Source organism: Desulfofundulus sp., from assembly GCF_049701015.1.
In the GTDB taxonomy this organism is placed as follows: domain Bacteria; phylum Bacillota; class Desulfotomaculia; order Desulfotomaculales; family Desulfovirgulaceae; genus Desulfofundulus.
Genome location: NZ_JBNATZ010000042.1, coordinates 1 through 15317, shown reverse-complemented (window position 1 = coordinate 15317; position 15317 = coordinate 1). Strand labels below are relative to the sequence as shown.

The following is a 15317-nucleotide window of genomic DNA, read 5'->3' as shown; positions in this document are numbered from 1 at the left end:
AGCTGGGTGGTACCGGGGCTAATTACCGCACCCAGGCGCAGACAGGCCAGGTTGATCTCCCACCACTCAATCAAACGGGGCAGGATGACCACCACCACATCGCCGTATTTCACCCCCTGTTCGCGGAGAACATTGGCTGCCCGCCTGGAAGCCCTTGAAAAGTCAAAAAAGGTCTTACGTACCTCGTTGCCTTCATCATCAACCCAGAGCATCGCCAGCTTATTGGGATCTCGGGCCCACTTATCAATAACATCCCGGGCAAAATTAAAATATTCGGGCTTCTCCCATTTAAACTCCGCACGGGTCTTATCGTAATCCACCATGTTGTGCTGGCTCAATTTTGCTTCCTCCCTTTAATGGATTGCCGGCCTCGTACCGGGGTATTCCCCTTTTTTATGGAGCAGGACGGAATTGGCCCTCTATGGAAGGGCACCGGGACCAATCCCGCGACCCTACTCCCGCGAAGAATTGTGCCACTAAAACTGCTCAGAACCATCCAGCCGCAACTCGCTTTTAAGCTCCCTTTTTCACCCCCTTCCGTTGATTGTGAATATTCCACCATGCAAAAATTAAACCATTATTCTGACTTTTGCCAAACAGGTGACTGGTCAACAAAAGGGGACTAATATCAGTAAACATGCTTATAAAATTTACATGGGTAACGGCCAGAATTGATGAGTCATATCCTGAGACGAGTTGTCGGCATGTAAACTTTAAAAGACATGTTTTTGAGTGTATTCAGGAACAAAGGGGTTAAGTCTGTGCCTTTTTGGCCGCTACTATGGCCTTAACCTTCTCCACAGCACCGATATCTTCAAGACCGGTAATATCTCCCTTTATTTCCCCACCGACAACAATTTCCTTGAGCAACCTGCGCATAATCTTGCCACTGGGAGTTTTGGGCATGACCGGAGTAAAGTAAATGGCAGCAGGAGCAGCAATTTTACCAATATTTTCGATAACCTTATTCTTAATAGCCCGTTCCCTTTCAGGACCGGGTTCATATCCCTGACGGAGAGTTACAAAAGCTACGGGAACCAATCCTTTAATGGGGTCCGGAACACCAATCACCGCCGCTTCGGCCACCCCCTCGCACTCAATGATGGCACTCTCCATTTCCATGGTGGAAAGGCGGTGACCGGCCACGTTAAAGACGTCATCAATCCGTCCGGTAACCCAGAAATGACCGTCTCTATCCTTAATAGCTGCATCATTGGTAAAATAGCAACCTTCCACCTGCCTGAAGTATTCCCTAATATACCTTTCCGGCTCCCTCCAGAGAGTGCGGACCATCATGGGAATAGGACGGGTGATGATGAGATTACCTGGCGTTTCAGGAGGCACAGATTTGCCATCCTCGTCCACCACATCCAGTTGAGCACCGAGAAACTGGGTACCACAGGAACCAGGTTTCATCGGGGTCACCCAGGCTGCACCTGCCAGGGGGCAACCTGCAGTTTCCGTCTGACCCCAGGTGTTATTGATATAAATGCGCTCCCGGCCGAGCTTCTCGTAGGCCCAGTGCCAGGCTTCCGGGTTAAACGGTTCTCCCACCAGAGAGAGAACATCCAGGCAGGAAATATCATAAGGCTCCATCCAGCTCTCCCCATACCGCATGAGCATACGGATAGCAGTAGGTGCAGTGAAAAGCTTGTTCACCCGGTACCTGTCAATGATCTGGTAGAACCGGTCAGGTTTTGGGTAATCCAGAGCTCCCTCGTAAAAGATGGTGGTCACCCCGTTTGACAAAGCACCTGCAATCCCCCAGATATGCATGGTCAGCCAGCCTATGTCGGCCGTACACCAGAACATGTCGTTGGGATGATGGTCCATGTGGAATTTAGCGTAAACATAATTGTTCACCACAAAAGCCACGCTGGAATGAACTATGCCCTTTGGTTTACCGGTCGTGCCGCTGGTATAAAATACAAGTCCCGGTTCATTGGCTTCCATGGGTTCCGGCGGACATTCCGGGTGCGCCCTGGACATCAATTCATGCCACCAGTAATCCTGTCCTTCCTTCATATTAATTTCACTACCGGTACGTTTCACCACCACTACGGCCTTAATGCTTTCTATTCCATGGATCGCTTCATCCACTCTGGACTTTAACGGAATTTCCCGGCCGCGACGATAACCACCGTCAGCAGTGATTATTACCTGAGGCTCATAATTAATCAGCCGGTCCCTCAGGGCACGCACGGAAAACCCGGAAAAAATGGTATTGAAAAGCACCCCCAGGCGGTAGCAGGCCAGCACGGCTATGACCGTTTCAGCCAGATTGGGCAGGAAAATGGCCACTCGATCTCCTTTTTGCAGGCCAAAACTCTTCAGAATATTGGCAAATTTACAGACCTGAGTATACAACATCCGGTAGCTATAGAATTTAGTCTGATAATCTTCCCCTTCCCAGATCAGAGCCAGTTTGTTATCGGCACCCTGTTCCAGATGACGGTCGATAAGGTTGTAGCAGGGGTTGGTTACACCCCCGGTAAAAAATTTGAAATAAGGCATCTTCCCCTCCATGACCTTTTCCCAGGGTTTGATCCAGTATAGTTCGCTGGCCACATCTGCCCAAAAGCCCTCCGGGTCTTCCCATGATCTGCGAAGCAGGGCATTAAATGCATCCACACTGCCCAAAACCGACTTTTTGACTTTCTCGGGATCGGGATAGTAGAGCTTGCTCTCCTTAATCATCTTCAATTCTTCCGCTTTTACTTCCGCCATTTTAACATACCCCCTGCTGGTTTCTTTTGCCCGAAAAGCCTCCGGCCGGAGAAGGACCTCCACCAAATCAGATTCACCTCCTGCTCACAAAAAGTGATTCTCCGACCGGAAGCCGGGTACTCGAGACCTAACACCCTTTACCTTCCCACCACTTGCTTAACGGATCATGAAGGATAAACCTCCCACCGGAGTCCCGCCGCACCTGCCCAATCCGTACGAGTTCCTGAAGTATTTGTTCAGTTAACTCTTCCTCAAGGCCCAGGTGTTCTGCAAGTTCGCAAGCACTCCCAGAGGCATGCGCGAGCATCCGGATAATGGCGTCCCTGGCAGCTCTCTTCTGACGCCGGGTCAAAGGACCTCCAGGTGGTACGGTTCGTTCCCGAACATTTCGAATCATCACTCCACTTACCTGCCTTCAACACCCCAGCGCCCGGGCAATAACCAAACGCTGGATCTCTGAAGTACCCTCCCCAATCTCCAACAGTTTCGCATCCCGCAGGTATCGCTCGACCGGAAATTCCTTCATGTAACCGTACCCACCATGAATTTGAATGGCCTCGAGAGCAGCCCGTGTGGCCATCTCAGAAGCAAAAAGCTTGATCATGGATGCTTCCTTGGTACAGGGCCTGCCCTGATCCCGTAACCAGGCAACTTTCAGGTACATATTCCTGGCGAGTTCAATGTTGGTAGCTATATCGGCCAGCTTGAAGGAGATAGCCTGGAATTTGGAAATACTCTGTCCAAACTGTACCCTCTGCCGGGCATAGGTCAGGGCGGAATCCAAACAGGCCTGGGCAATACCCACAGCCATGGCTGCAATAGCAATGCGCCCGCCATCAAGTACCTGCAAAAACTGTTTAAAGCCATGGTTTAACTGACCCAATAGATTTTCTCTGGGTACCCGCACATTGTCAAAAAACAGCTCTGTGGTATTTGACCCGGAGAGTCCCATTTTTTCATAACCAGCTCTAATGATTAAGCCAGGAGCATCGGTGGGTATAATGAAGGCGCTGATACCCTTTTTCCCCCTGCTCCGGTCGGTAACGGCTGTAACGGTCACAAAGCGGGCATAGCTGGCATTGGTAATAAAACACTTGGAGCCATTGATTACCCATTCATCTCCCTGAAGCACGGCTGTGGTCTGCGTACCGCCGGCATCAGAACCTGCATTGGGCTCAGTGAGCCCGAAGGCTCCCAAACACTCCCCCCGGCACAGGGGAGTAAGATATTTTTCTTTCTGTTCCGGAGTGCCAAATAGATAGATGGGCATACAACCCAGAGAAATGTGCGCCTCATAAGTAAGCCCCGTCGACGCGCAGGCCCGGGTTATCTCTTCCAGGGCGAGACAGTAACTGACATAATCCGCCCCGGCACCACCATATTCCTCGGGAAAGGGCAACCCCATGAGATCCATTTGGGCAAGCTTTTGTATAATATCCATGGGAAACTGTCCGCTGCGGTCAATTTCCTTTGCCCTGGGAAGTATCTCTTTTTGCGCAAAATCCCGCACCACTTCACGGATCAACTGCTGATCCCTGGTGAGGTCAAAATCCATAATTCACCCCTCCCGGATTGTACTGGTCCTGTTGCCCCCAGAAAAGGTGACAGGCAGGTAAAGAAACTCACCCCTTTCTGGCCCGATTTTGTCACCCCGGAATCTAGGCAATAGCAAATTTACCGTAACCAGCCGGTTTTTGAGTGCCAATAACCAGAAAATGGGGGTGAGGATACAAAATTAAAGCCCCAACAGCAACGTTTTTCTTTTTTAAACCGGGGGGGCGTCACCAGGCTTAACACCTGCCAGAACTTTAACAAGGTCTGGCGCGCCGGCACTTAACCGGGAGGAAAATTAAAGAGCTGGAAAGACTAAAAAGATTTCATAAGCAGGTGTTTATTGTTATTGACATTAAATTAATGAATATTTAATCAACTTTTTATAAAGACCGGGCCGGGATATGCCAAGCAATTGCGCGGCCCGGGCCTTATTCCCCTTACTCTCATACAGGGCCTGCAAAACTACTGCTTTTTCCACATCTTCCATAATTTGAGCCAGGGTTCTCCCCTGTTTGAAGGCTACCGCAGCATGACCAAGTAACCCCTTTTCATCACAAAGCTGGCGTTCTACTGCCAGTGCCCCCAGGTGAGCAGGTAAATGCTCCGGTTGAATAATTTCTTCCTTGTCCACAAGGTTGAAGGCGCGCTCCAAACAATTTTCCAGTTCACGTACATTTCCAGGCCAGGGATACTGTAAAAAGGCATTCATCACCTCCGGAGCCACTCCAGTTATACCTGCTCCAAAAGAATGGTTGAACTTCTGGATAAATGTATCCACCAGCAGGGGAATATCTTCCTTGCGTTCCCTCAAAGGAGGAATATGCAAATTAACCACGTTCAGGCGATAAAAAAGATCATCTCGAAATTTTTTATATTTAACAAGTTGTTCAAGGTTCACATTCGTGGCGGCAATCACCCGGACATCTACCAGGATAGTTCTCGTGCTGCCCAATTTCTGGATCTCACGTTCCTGCAGGAACCTCAACAACTTGGCTTGCATGGTACAGGATAGTTCGGCAACTTCATCCAAAAAAACCGTACCCCGGTGAGCCAGTTCAAGTTTCCCGGCCCGACCACCCCTACGGCTGCCGGTAAAAGCCCCCTCTTCATAACCAAAGAGCTCCGCCTCAACCAGAGTATCCGGAATAGCGGCGCAATTTATCTTCACAAACGGACCCGACCGCCGCAAGCTGGCTGCGTGCAAAGCCCGGGCAAAAAGTTCCTTCCCGGTACCACTCTCACCCGTAATGAGCACGCTGGAATTGCGAGGAGCTACCTTGAGCAGGGTTTCTTTGAGGTCAAGCATTTGGGGGCTCAGGCCGACGATATGATCTACCGTATAATACTCTTTTTTTTGCCTCCCGGAGGAGAGCTTTGAGGAGCATTCGCTCACTGTAAAACCACCCGCCCTCCCGAAAATTATGGACACCAGTCCAGCAGCTGGTGGCTAAAAGAAAGGGAATTTTTCAACTTCTCTTAATATTGTAACAACTACACCCCGGGGTGTAAACTTTAAAACCTTAAAAAAGCAGGGCCACCCTGTATTCGGAATGGCCCTGACATGCTTTTCAGGCTGTTTTTGCTTTTGCAAGATGGCGGCTCAAAGCTTCCTGATAGAGTTGTAAATATTCTACTGCGGAACGTGCCCAGGAAAAGTCCAGCTCCATAGCCCTTTTTATCAGTTGCTTCCACTCGTCCGGACGCTCCGTATACAGGGAAAGAGCCCGCTGGACGGCGTGGTACAATGCTTCCCCTTCATACTCCGAAAATACGAAACCATTTCCGGAACCGGTGGCAGGATTATAATCGTGAACCGTGTCGGCGAGCCCACCGGTAGCACGAACAATGGGAATAGTTCCGTAACGCATGGCAATCAATTGTCCCAGGCCACACGGCTCAAACCGGGAAGGCATCATGAACATATCGGCGCCGGCATAAATACGCTGGGCGAGGATGGCGTTAAAACCAATATACACACCAGCTTTTTCAGGGTAACGATTGTGAATATCCCTGAACATATCCTCATATCGCCGGTCGCCACTACCCAGCACTACAAACTGGATATCATGGGCAAGCAACCGGTCGGCAATTTGTGCAATAAGATCGAGCCCCTTTTGATCCACCAGACGGGAAATCATCCCCAGCACCGGAACATCTCTTACAGGCAGGTTCAGTTCTTTTTGCAGGGCGTATTTGTTTTCTTTTTTATTTTCAATAGTGTTTTGATCATAGTTCCGGTGAATACGAGGATCGGTTTTAGGATTGAACTCGTGGTAATTAATACCATTAACTATTCCATATAGATCCTGGGAGCGTTTACGCAGAAGGCCGTCCATCCGCTCTCCCAGCTCGGGACGCTGGATCTCGGCCGCATAAGTTTTACTGACCGTGTTAATCACATCTGTATAGAGAATTCCCATCTTCATGAAACTTACTGTACCGTAAAATTCAAGCAGCTCAGGAGTAAAATATTCATCCCCAACCCCCAGAAGCCTTAAGGTCTCCCTGGGAAAGTTGCCCTGATACTGGAGATTGTGAATGGTAAATACCGTAGCTATACGGTTGTAAAAAGGGTCGTGAGTATAGCGGACCCTCAGGAAAAATGGAATGGGGCCAGTCTGCCAGTCGTTGCAGTGAATAATATCCGGCTGCCAGTTGAGACGCGGCAACATCTCAAGCACTGCCCGGCAGAAGAAGGCAAAACGTTCGGCCTCGTCGGGAAACATATACATACCATCACGGTAAAAGTAGTGGTGATTATCCACCAGGTAGACCGGAATAATGCGGTGCTCACCCTGGTAATATGCCTCAATGGAGCTTTCCCGGATAATAGCCGTTTCAGCACGTCCATTGAAAAATACCGGAAAATCCATGCGGTAGGCCGCTTTTTCAATTCCCTTATAGTGAGGCATGGCTACCCGTACATCATTTCCGGGAGTATCACTATTCACAGTAGCCAGCGCCTTGGGCAGCGAACCCGCCACATCGGCCAAACCCCCCGTCTTGGCAAAAGGAACTACTTCAGAGGAAACCAGCAGAATTTTCAGTGGCCGATCAAACATACTGTACTGCCTCCCCTTTTTCCCCGGCATAGACCGGAGGCGGACAGAATACTTCCTGTTCCCGCATAATCTGTGCTGCCAGCTCAGGCGGCGTAGGGTTAATATAAAAACCCGTACCCAGTTCAAAACCGGCCATTATGGTGAGACGGGGCAGAATTTCCAAATGCCAGTGGTATTGAATCGTATCCGGCTCATTTACCGGCGCGGTGTGCAGGACCAGATTGAAAGGGGGACCACCTACACTGTGGCGTAAACGCAGCAGGGTGCTCTGCAGTACCCGGGCCAGGTCGGAAACCTGCTCCTCCCGGATACCGGCAAAGTCATGCTGGTGTTCCCGGGGAACAATCCAGGTTTCAAAGGGAAACCTGGAAGCAAAGGGAGCAAAACTGATAAATTTCTCTGTTTCAACAACCACTCTCTGCCGTTCGGCAAGCTCCTGGGCGACTACATCACAAAGAACACACCGGCCAGTGGACCAGGCGTAATGTTTAAAACCCTGCATTTCCTCCTCTATATCCACCGGAACCATGGGCGTGGCCAGTATCTGGGAGTGAGTGTGTTCCAGAGAAGCTCCGGCTGTCTGACCAAAGTTTTTGAAGATCTGGATGTATTTGAAACGGGTATCCCGCCGGAGATCCAGGGAACGCTGCTGCCAGGCCCAGATAACCTCCTCCAGCTGACGTACATCCAGGGCTTCCAGGGAAGCCTCATGTTCCGGAGCTTCCACCACCACCTCATGGGCACCCAGGCCATCCATAACATCGTAAACCCCATGACGGCGTACGCCCATTTGAGCTTCAATGCGTACCGCCGGGAATTTGTTCGGAACCACCCTTACCCACCAGCCCGGCGAATTCGGTGAAGTATCTCTTTCCCTGAAAGCCAGGACCTCAGGGGGTGTATCGCCTTCATGCCCGGGACACAGTGGACAGCGTCCGCCCTTCCTTTCATCTTGCGGTACCTTGAAGTCCGTGGGACGCTTAGCCCTCTCAGTAGCAATGATTACCCAGCGTTTCACCACTGGATCTTTTCTCCATTCGGGCACTTCCTTTCCTCCCCTCGCGAATTATATCTATATTTATGGCAACACTATTGCAACACGGCTCGTACCATATCTTCCATGGATGCCCCTTTATCCAGTCGTTCATCGATGGTAATGGATGTCACCACTCGCATGACTCCGTCGTTAAAGGGAGCCCGGTGCATTTTTTTCACTGCATCCAGCACCCGGTCCAATTCACCTTCTATAATAGTGGACATGGGTGTTACCTGATGCTTGAGACCGGGTTCCCCCTTCAGGACCTCGTAGCAATGGCTGATATAACTGCTGACACTGGGATCATCGGTCCCCATGGGCATGACACTTACTTCCACTATAGCCATGTTTCCTTTCACCCCTTATACGATAAACTCTAATCTAAAGTTACCGCAAAGGGTTTCTTTTTATACAATTAAACGGCAATATTTTCGCGGGGAGCAGGAAAGTGACGGTAAAAATCGAAATATGGTTTAGAGCAAGTAAAAGGGGTTGGGGAAAGTGTCCAGAGAATTAGTAAGCATTAAAGGTACCCGGGAGGGCCTGGTCATCCTGCTCGATCCCAATCGGGAATTTGAAGATCTCAAATTGCACTTAAAACGCAAAATGGAATCTGCCCGGGGGTTTTTCCGGGGTGCGCGCTTCACTGTATACGGGCAAACGATCACCCGCTACCAGCGCACCGAACTGGAAGATATTTGCCGCCAGCACGGGTTAATCCCCTCACCTGATATCCCCTGGCCCTTTGAAAGAAAGAAAGCCGCTTCCCCGGGAGAACCTGCCCGGCTGCTACACGGCACTTTGCGCTCGGGCCAGGAAATATGCCACCGGGGCAGTGTGGTAGTCGTGGGGAATGTCCACCCCGGAGCTCAGGTAATGGCCGGTGGCAGCGTCATTATTATGGGTAGCTGCCGGGGAACAATTCTTGCCGGGACGGGGGGTAACAAAAAAGCTACTATCACGGCCCTCACCTTCCAGCCAATCCGTTTATCCATTGCCGGGGTAACTGCAGATCCATCCAGCATCCCGCCAGGCACTCCCTTTCCACTGACTGCCAGACTGGAAAATGGCAGGATCATTTTCAACTCCTACCGCAGCAGAGCAACTCACCCTGTTTTTTAAACCTGTTCCTGGCTTAGAAGATAATGGGTGGCCAGCAGGCCCGCGGTAGACTTGGCATCACAGATTACCCCCTGCCAGACCATAGCCAGGGCTTCGTCCAGGGGTACCTTCACCACCTGGACGAATTCGTCTTCGTCCAGGCGCTGGTGCTCCTGACTTAAGTCCCGTGCCAGGAATAAATGCATTTTTTCACTGGTAAATCCAGGAGTGGAATAAAAGCTGCATAGCTCCTGCCAGCGTTCCGCCCTCAGCCCGGTTTCCTCCGCCAATTCCCTCCGTGCACATTGCAGAGGTTCCTCCCCACTTTCTATTTTACCGGCAGGTATTTCTAAAAGTTCCCTGCCTACAGGATAGCGGTACTGCCGGACCAGGAAAACCTCCTTCTTTTCACTCAAAGCCACTATGGCCACAGCCCCGGCATATTCCACCACTTCCCGTGTCCCGGTTCGACCATCGGGCAAGAGAACCGTATCTACCCGCAGGTTTAAGATTTTCCCCCTGTAAACCAGGCGTGAATCCAGCTTCTTTTCGACCAACCTGGACATTTTTTATCTCCTTCCCGGACATTTTTTTTAGAGTTTTAGATTACAGGAGCTTTTTCATCTTCCCCAGGACAAGACCAGGCAGTAAAGCGTAGTCCTCGGTAGGGAGGTGGCGGGGGGCTGAAGAATCAAAGAGAACATTCCCCGAGGGAGGAAACTCTTCATCTCCCAGCCATAGCACAAAGGTTACAGGTATTTTGGGTAAAACCGGGACAGTCACAGCCACATCCCCTATTTCTACCCGCCTCCCACCTAACATCTCCGCAGCCTGTACCAGAAGTTCCGGTTTACTCCCGAAAATCCCCACCAGGGGACGTACTGCACGGTTGTGAAAGGGACCTGCATATATAAATCCGCCGGGCAGTTCCTGGAAGGAGATAAACCGCCCTTCCACCCGGGCCGGACTGGCCTTGGCGAGATAATGAAGCAGGGTAATCTGTATTTCCCTGGGTACTTCTGCCCCGCCAGCCGCATCTGTAACCTCACCATCGGGATATTTTACCAGATAATGTAAGCCTAGAAATGGAACAATAAATTCCCCCCTCTCCGGCCGGTAAATAACAGCAGCGTTATAAGCCATGCTTTCCGGCTCCCGCAGAGCGAATTCCTCCTTTGCCTGCTGGTGGGCGGGTTCAAGGTTCATCCAGGCCAAGATAATCCCCTCCTGAAAAAAATATCCGAATTTCCGGTAAAAGTCGCCTGTAAAACAGGCTTCGTCGTCAAAACATGCTTTTCCTGCCCCAAAATGCATATCTGAAACTATTCTGTACAAGATCTAAGTGAGATACTTTTCTTTCGGGAGGTGTCCGGTTATGGACCTTGTACACTGGGAACCTTTTCACGAACTTCGCCACCAGATGAACCGGCTCTTCAACATTCCCTGGTTCCGTGGGGTACCGGCCTTCTGGGGCCCTGAAGGAATCAGTCCCCGGGTTGATATCTACCAGACGGATCAGGAGGTTGTAGCCACAGCAGAACTACCCGGCATAGCTTCCAAGGACGACCTTCAGGTAACTCTTACCGAAAACACCCTGAGCATTAAAGGAGAATTTAAGAGGGGTACCGAGGAAAAGCAGGAAGGTTACTATCACAGCGAACGCTATTACGGTACTTTCAGCCGCACTCTGCCGTTGCCTGTTGAAGTTAAACCGGAGCAGGCCCGTGCCAGCTATAAGAACGGTATTCTGGAAGTACGCATTCCGAAAAAAGAACCCGGCAGGGGGAATATCTACCGGGTAGACGTGCAGTAACAAACGAACCGTCTCAGTACCCCGCGGGAACCACAAACCCGGCAACAAAAGAGCCGGAGCCTGAAAGGGGGCTCCGGTTTCCCATTCATAGCCGTTATATACCCGTACATCGAAAAATAACCTGCCAATGCCCGGACCCAAGGGCTTTTTTTTTCTTACCAATTCGAGAAAGGATTTCCCATACTCAAAGAGAAATATTAAACATAGCAGAAACATAATGAAATGCCGAGTAAGGAGAGGGTTGATTTGACCGCCCGGGTTGGCATTCCCTCCTCATTGCTATCTTTTCTTTACTACCCGACCTGGAAGACCTTTTTCAGCGAACTTGGGGCTCAGGTAATCCCTTCCGGAAATACGACCAGGGAAATGCTTGATCTGGGAGTAAAGGAAGCCCTGGCCGATGCGTGTGTACCCATTAAACTATATTTCGGCCACGTGCAGTCCCTCATCGGAAAAGTGGATTATTTATTTATCCCACGGGTGGTTTGTTTAAACAAAGAGACAACATATTGCCCTAAATTCCTGGGATTACCCGATATGATCCGGAATTCTTTTAAAAAAATCCCACCGCTAATCGATATACGCCTGGATGTACGGGAAGGATGGAATGCCCTGTTAAAAGCCTACCAGCAGGCAGGACTCGCCCTGGGTGCAAGCAGGGGGACCATCGCCCTGGCCTACCGCAAGGCCATGGCTGTAGAAAGACGGTTTTTCTCCCTGTTGCAGGAAGGCTGGCAACCTCTCAAGGCCATGGAAATTTTAAACAAGGCCATCAGACCCCAAAAGCCAAAAGGCCGGCTGGTTTTGGCCGTCCTGGGTTACCCTTATCTCATTTATGATAGATACATCAGTGTGGACTTGCTGGGACGCTTAAAACAGATGGGTGTGGAAGTAATCACTATGGAAAACCTGCCGCCCCGGGTACTCTACAGGCAAAACGATAACCTGGATAAACGCCCGTTCTGGACCCTGGGAGACCTTGTATTGCGTGCTGCTCATTATCTTCTCCGGCATAGAAGGATCGACGGGATTATACACGTAACAGCCTTCGGCTGCGGCCCCGACTCAGTGGTGGGCAAGTTCCTGGAAATGGCTGCTCACGAGTGCCAGGCTGTCCCTTTTATGAGCCTCTCTATCGATGAGCACAGCGGTGAAGCCGGTATCACCACCCGGCTTGAAGCTTTTGTAGATATGGTCTGCCGGAGAAAAGAGGTGTATGTTTAGTGCCCAGAGTCACTTTCCCCCATGTAGCGGAATCCTATCGCAGCTTTAAAATGCTTATGGAAGATCTGGGTAATGAAGTCATTCTCCCTCCCCGCCCCAGCAAACACACTCTGGACCTCGGGGTACGCTACGCACCGGAATTTGCCTGCTTCCCGGTAAAAATACTCCTTGGCACTTATCTGGAAACCTGTCCGAAAGGTGTTGAGCTTATAGTAACAAGTGGCGGGGTGGGGCCTTGCCGTGCAGGCCATTACGCCCAGCTCCACAAAAAAATACTGCATTCCCTGGGTTATCCCGTAGATATTGTTGTTTTTGAGCCACCACGGCTGTATCCCCTGGATTTTTTACATAACATACAGCGATTGAATCCCCGGCGCATGTCTTACCGGGCTATTTACGAATGTATCCGGCGAGCCTGGCGTAAACTCCAGGCGCTGGATAATGTTGAAAAGTTGACCCACAAAATTCGCCCCAGGGAAACAGTCCGGGGTGCCACCACCCGCACCTACCGCCGGGTGCTGGAATGGATCGACAGGGCTTATAGCCTTTTAGAAATAGAAGAGGCTGAAAAAAGTGCCCTTGAAGAACTGCACAGGGTACCCCAGGACCCGGACCGCGATATCCTGCGAGTAGGTATCGTAGGCGAAGTATACGTTCTCCTGGAACCGGCAAGCAACCTGGAAATTGAAGAAACCCTTGGGAATCTGGGAGTAGAAGTGGAACGATCTTTATTTTTAACCGGCTGGACCAGGGATAACACCTGGGCAGAAACTACCGAAGGCTTAACGGTAAAAGAAGCAGCTACGCCTTATTTACCTGAGCTTGTGGGAGGACACGGCCGGGACTCCATTGGCAACACGGTACTTTATGCCAAACGTGGCTTTGACGGGGTCATTCAGCTCGCCCCCTTCACCTGTATCCCTGAAATTGTAGCCCGTACTATCTTGCCCCGGGTGAGTGAGGAACATAATATCCCGGTACTCACATTCTTCCTTGATGAACAAACGGGTAAGGCGGGCATGACTACCAGGCTGGAGGCCTTTGTGGACTTAATGCGGCGTAAAAAAGCCAGCCGTCGAACGGCCTAAAACCCGTGTCAGGAGATAAGCACCTCCATAAAGGGTTATTTAGGGAAGGCAGCAACTGGATTATCATAGAGCTTATCAGCTTACAGTGCAACAGGAAGGGAAAGGATATGAAAGCTTACCTGGGTATAGACGTAGGTTCAGTAAGCACCAACATCGCAATTTTAAGCGAGGCCGGAGAAGTCCTCACCGGCCTTTACTTGCGTACCCGGGGCCGCCCCATTGAAGCAATTCAAACCGGTTTAAAGGTGACCAGGGAGAACCTCAAGCCAGGTATAGAAATAGCGGGTGTCGGCACCACTGGAAGCGGACGCTACCTGGCCGGCGTCATGGTGGGAGCGGACGTTATTAAGAATGAAATCACAGCCCATGCTGTAGCGGCCTCCATGCTGGTGCCCGATGTACAAACGGTACTGGAAATAGGGGGACAGGATTCCAAAATCATTATCCTGCGCAACGGTGTTGTGGTTGACTTTGCCATGAACACCGTCTGCGCAGCCGGTACGGGTTCCTTTCTGGATCAACAGGCCGCCAGGCTGAATATCCCCATTGAGCAATTTGGCGAACTGGCTTTGCAATCAAAGAACTCCGTGCGCATTGCCGGCCGATGCACGGTCTTTGCGGAATCGGATATGATCCATAAACAACAAATGGGCCACGCCCTGCCGGATATTATTAACGGTTTGTGTGAAGCGCTGGTGCGTAACTACCTGAACAACGTGGGCAAGGGTAAGGAGATTTTGCCCCCTGTGGTCTTCCAGGGAGGAGTAGCCGCCAACACCGGTATTAAAGCCGCCTTTGAACGGGCACTGGGCATGCCCGTGCTTGTACCGGAACATCATAAGATCATGGGCGCCATTGGTGCGGCCCAGCTGGCTGCCGAAGAGGTTGCCAGAAGCGGCCGGACTGCTTTTAAAGGCTTTGGTATTACGGAACTCCCTTACCGGACCAGAAGCTTCGAGTGTGACGGTTGTCCCAATGCCTGTGAAATTGCCGAAATTTATGAAGAGGATCGGGTTATCGGCCGCTGGGGGGCCCGCTGCCCCCGTTGGGATGTAATTTAGAGAGAGGAGAGAACCCCTTGTCGCAAAAAGTAGCTCTAATTGTTACCTGGTTGTTGCTGGGATTGATGGTGGGCAACGGTCTCTGGGTGGCCTGGGATGCTCACCGCCGGGGCAAACCGCTGGGAGAAGTCATTGCCTGGGGCTTGTTTTCGATCGCTTTCTTTGGCATCGGGCTGGCACTGTATCTGATCTGGGGCCGACACCTGCCCCCTGATGCCAGCAAAAGGGGAAAATGAAACATACCAAGCGGCTCTTCCCGTAACCTCAACCGGGACAAGACCAGCCCGCCCTGTTACCCCCAATAATATTCAACCTGCTCATTTCCAATTCTAAGAAACTGGTTTCGGCCGGCCTATTTCCTCCTCTTTTAAAATACCTCCGTCCTTTTGTATACTGTTTGTACTTTTTGTATAGTAACGTAGACTATTCACATTTTATTGAAGTATTGAATACCCATAGATACCCAAAAGCCCGCTTGCGCTCCCCGGGCGTAATCACACTTAAAGCGAAATCTGCCAGAAGTATCTTGGCCATCCTTCTTACCATGTCTACAGATTATACATATCAACCGCAAGCTTAATTGATCAATCTCCATAAAAAATCGAATAGCATAAAGTTTTTTATTTGCTAGACAATTCAGGTATTGTTGCT

General features: G+C 50.6%; 17 protein-coding genes. 6 read left to right on the top strand and 11 right to left on the bottom strand.

Going from position 1 to position 15317, the window contains the following annotated elements:
* The 8 genes from ACPLUI_RS04480 to ACPLUI_RS04445 form a co-directional block, all read right to left on the bottom strand.
* The coding region (locus ACPLUI_RS04480; protein ID WP_424659074.1) for an AMP-binding protein at positions 1-338 on the bottom strand (338 nt) is incomplete at its 3' end.
* A 415-nt stretch (positions 339-753) separates the two neighbouring features.
* Positions 754-2727 (bottom strand): acetate--CoA ligase, encoded by a 1974-nt coding sequence (gene acs, locus ACPLUI_RS04475; RefSeq protein WP_424659073.1) that lies wholly within the window; start codon positions 2725-2727, stop codon positions 754-756.
* A gap of 127 nt (positions 2728-2854) precedes the next feature.
* Positions 2855-3124 carry a hypothetical protein gene (locus ACPLUI_RS04470; RefSeq protein ID WP_424659072.1) on the bottom strand — a complete coding sequence of 90 codons (270 nt, stop codon included), beginning with the start codon at positions 3122-3124 and terminating at the stop codon, positions 2855-2857.
* Positions 3125-3142: 18 nt separating this feature from the next.
* Positions 3143-4282 (bottom strand): acyl-CoA dehydrogenase, encoded by a 1140-nt coding sequence (locus ACPLUI_RS04465; protein WP_424659071.1) that lies wholly within the window; start codon positions 4280-4282, stop codon positions 3143-3145.
* A gap of 351 nt (positions 4283-4633) precedes the next feature.
* Entirely contained in the window at positions 4634-5674 is a 1041-nt protein-coding gene (locus ACPLUI_RS04460) for a sigma-54 interaction domain-containing protein (RefSeq protein WP_424659070.1), read from the bottom strand.
* Between the two features lie 175 nt (positions 5675-5849).
* Positions 5850-7343 carry a glycogen synthase GlgA gene (gene glgA / locus ACPLUI_RS04455; protein WP_424659069.1) on the bottom strand — a complete coding sequence of 498 codons (1494 nt, stop codon included), beginning with the start codon at positions 7341-7343 and terminating at the stop codon, positions 5850-5852.
* Complete coding sequence (gene galT, locus ACPLUI_RS04450) at positions 7336-8388, bottom strand: galactose-1-phosphate uridylyltransferase (protein WP_424659068.1); 1053 nt, start codon at positions 8386-8388, stop codon at positions 7336-7338. Before galT ends, glgA begins: the two co-directional genes overlap by 8 nt.
* 44 nt (positions 8389-8432) lie before the next feature.
* Positions 8433-8726: an MTH1187 family thiamine-binding protein gene (locus tag ACPLUI_RS04445; protein WP_424659067.1), complete on the bottom strand. Its 294-nt coding sequence runs from the start codon at positions 8724-8726 to the stop codon at positions 8433-8435.
* Positions 8727-8880: 154 nt separating this feature from the next.
* Here ACPLUI_RS04445 and ACPLUI_RS04440 point away from each other — a divergent pair, with 154 nt between their 5' ends.
* Positions 8881-9501 (top strand): septum site-determining protein MinC, encoded by a 621-nt coding sequence (locus ACPLUI_RS04440; protein WP_424659066.1) that lies wholly within the window; start codon positions 8881-8883, stop codon positions 9499-9501.
* On the opposite strand, the gene ACPLUI_RS04435 is transcribed toward ACPLUI_RS04440, so the two are convergent.
* Entirely contained in the window at positions 9498-10046 is a 549-nt protein-coding gene (locus ACPLUI_RS04435; RefSeq protein WP_424659065.1) for an NUDIX domain-containing protein, read from the bottom strand. The two genes, ACPLUI_RS04440 and ACPLUI_RS04435, sit on opposite strands and share 4 nt — an antisense overlap.
* 40 nt (positions 10047-10086) lie before the next feature.
* The gene (locus ACPLUI_RS04430) at positions 10087-10686 is read right to left on the bottom strand and encodes a DUF3786 domain-containing protein (RefSeq protein WP_424659075.1); all 600 of its coding nucleotides are present in this window, start codon (positions 10684-10686) and stop codon (positions 10087-10089) included.
* A gap of 169 nt (positions 10687-10855) precedes the next feature.
* Between ACPLUI_RS04430 and ACPLUI_RS04425 the strand changes: the two genes are divergently transcribed.
* From ACPLUI_RS04425 to ACPLUI_RS04405, 5 genes are all read left to right on the top strand, one after another.
* Positions 10856-11293: an Hsp20/alpha crystallin family protein gene (locus ACPLUI_RS04425; RefSeq protein ID WP_424659064.1), complete on the top strand. Its 438-nt coding sequence runs from the start codon at positions 10856-10858 to the stop codon at positions 11291-11293.
* A gap of 246 nt (positions 11294-11539) precedes the next feature.
* Positions 11540-12517, top strand: a complete 978-nt coding sequence (locus ACPLUI_RS04420) for an acyl-CoA dehydratase activase-related protein (protein ID WP_424659063.1) — start codon at positions 11540-11542, stop codon at positions 12515-12517.
* Positions 12517-13605, top strand: a complete 1089-nt coding sequence (locus tag ACPLUI_RS04415; RefSeq protein WP_424659062.1) for a CoA protein activase — start codon at positions 12517-12519, stop codon at positions 13603-13605. Before ACPLUI_RS04420 ends, ACPLUI_RS04415 begins: the two co-directional genes overlap by 1 nt.
* A 107-nt stretch (positions 13606-13712) precedes the next feature.
* Complete coding sequence (locus ACPLUI_RS04410) at positions 13713-14666, top strand: acyl-CoA dehydratase activase (protein WP_424659061.1); 954 nt, start codon at positions 13713-13715, stop codon at positions 14664-14666.
* A 17-nt stretch (positions 14667-14683) separates the two neighbouring features.
* Positions 14684-14902 carry a hypothetical protein gene (locus tag ACPLUI_RS04405; RefSeq protein WP_424659060.1) on the top strand — a complete coding sequence of 73 codons (219 nt, stop codon included), beginning with the start codon at positions 14684-14686 and terminating at the stop codon, positions 14900-14902.
* Between the two features lie 191 nt (positions 14903-15093).
* Here ACPLUI_RS04405 and ACPLUI_RS04400 read toward each other — a convergent pair.
* Positions 15094-15317: hypothetical protein (locus ACPLUI_RS04400; RefSeq protein WP_424659059.1), on the bottom strand; the 224-nt coding region annotated here is incomplete at its 5' end.

Bases quoted from the DNA above. Each gene is read 5' to 3' on its own strand.
- acs (WP_424659073.1), bottom strand. From the start codon at position 2,727: ATGGCGGAAGTAAAAGCGGAAGAATTGAAGATGATTAAGGAGAGCAAG.
- ACPLUI_RS04430 (WP_424659075.1), bottom strand. From the start codon at position 10,686: ATGAACCTTGAACCCGCCCACCAGCAGGCAAAGGAGGAATTCGCTCTG.
- ACPLUI_RS04445 (WP_424659067.1), bottom strand. From the start codon at position 8,726: ATGGCTATAGTGGAAGTAAGTGTCATGCCCATGGGGACCGATGATCCC.
- ACPLUI_RS04465 (WP_424659071.1), bottom strand. From the start codon at position 4,282: ATGGATTTTGACCTCACCAGGGATCAGCAGTTGATCCGTGAAGTGGTG.
- glgA (WP_424659069.1), bottom strand. From the start codon at position 7,343: ATGTTTGATCGGCCACTGAAAATTCTGCTGGTTTCCTCTGAAGTAGTT.
- ACPLUI_RS04470 (WP_424659072.1), bottom strand. From the start codon at position 3,124: ATGATTCGAAATGTTCGGGAACGAACCGTACCACCTGGAGGTCCTTTG.
- ACPLUI_RS04425 (WP_424659064.1), top strand. From the start codon at position 10,856: ATGGACCTTGTACACTGGGAACCTTTTCACGAACTTCGCCACCAGATG.
- ACPLUI_RS04410 (WP_424659061.1), top strand. From the start codon at position 13,713: ATGAAAGCTTACCTGGGTATAGACGTAGGTTCAGTAAGCACCAACATC.
- ACPLUI_RS04435 (WP_424659065.1), bottom strand. From the start codon at position 10,046: ATGTCCAGGTTGGTCGAAAAGAAGCTGGATTCACGCCTGGTTTACAGG.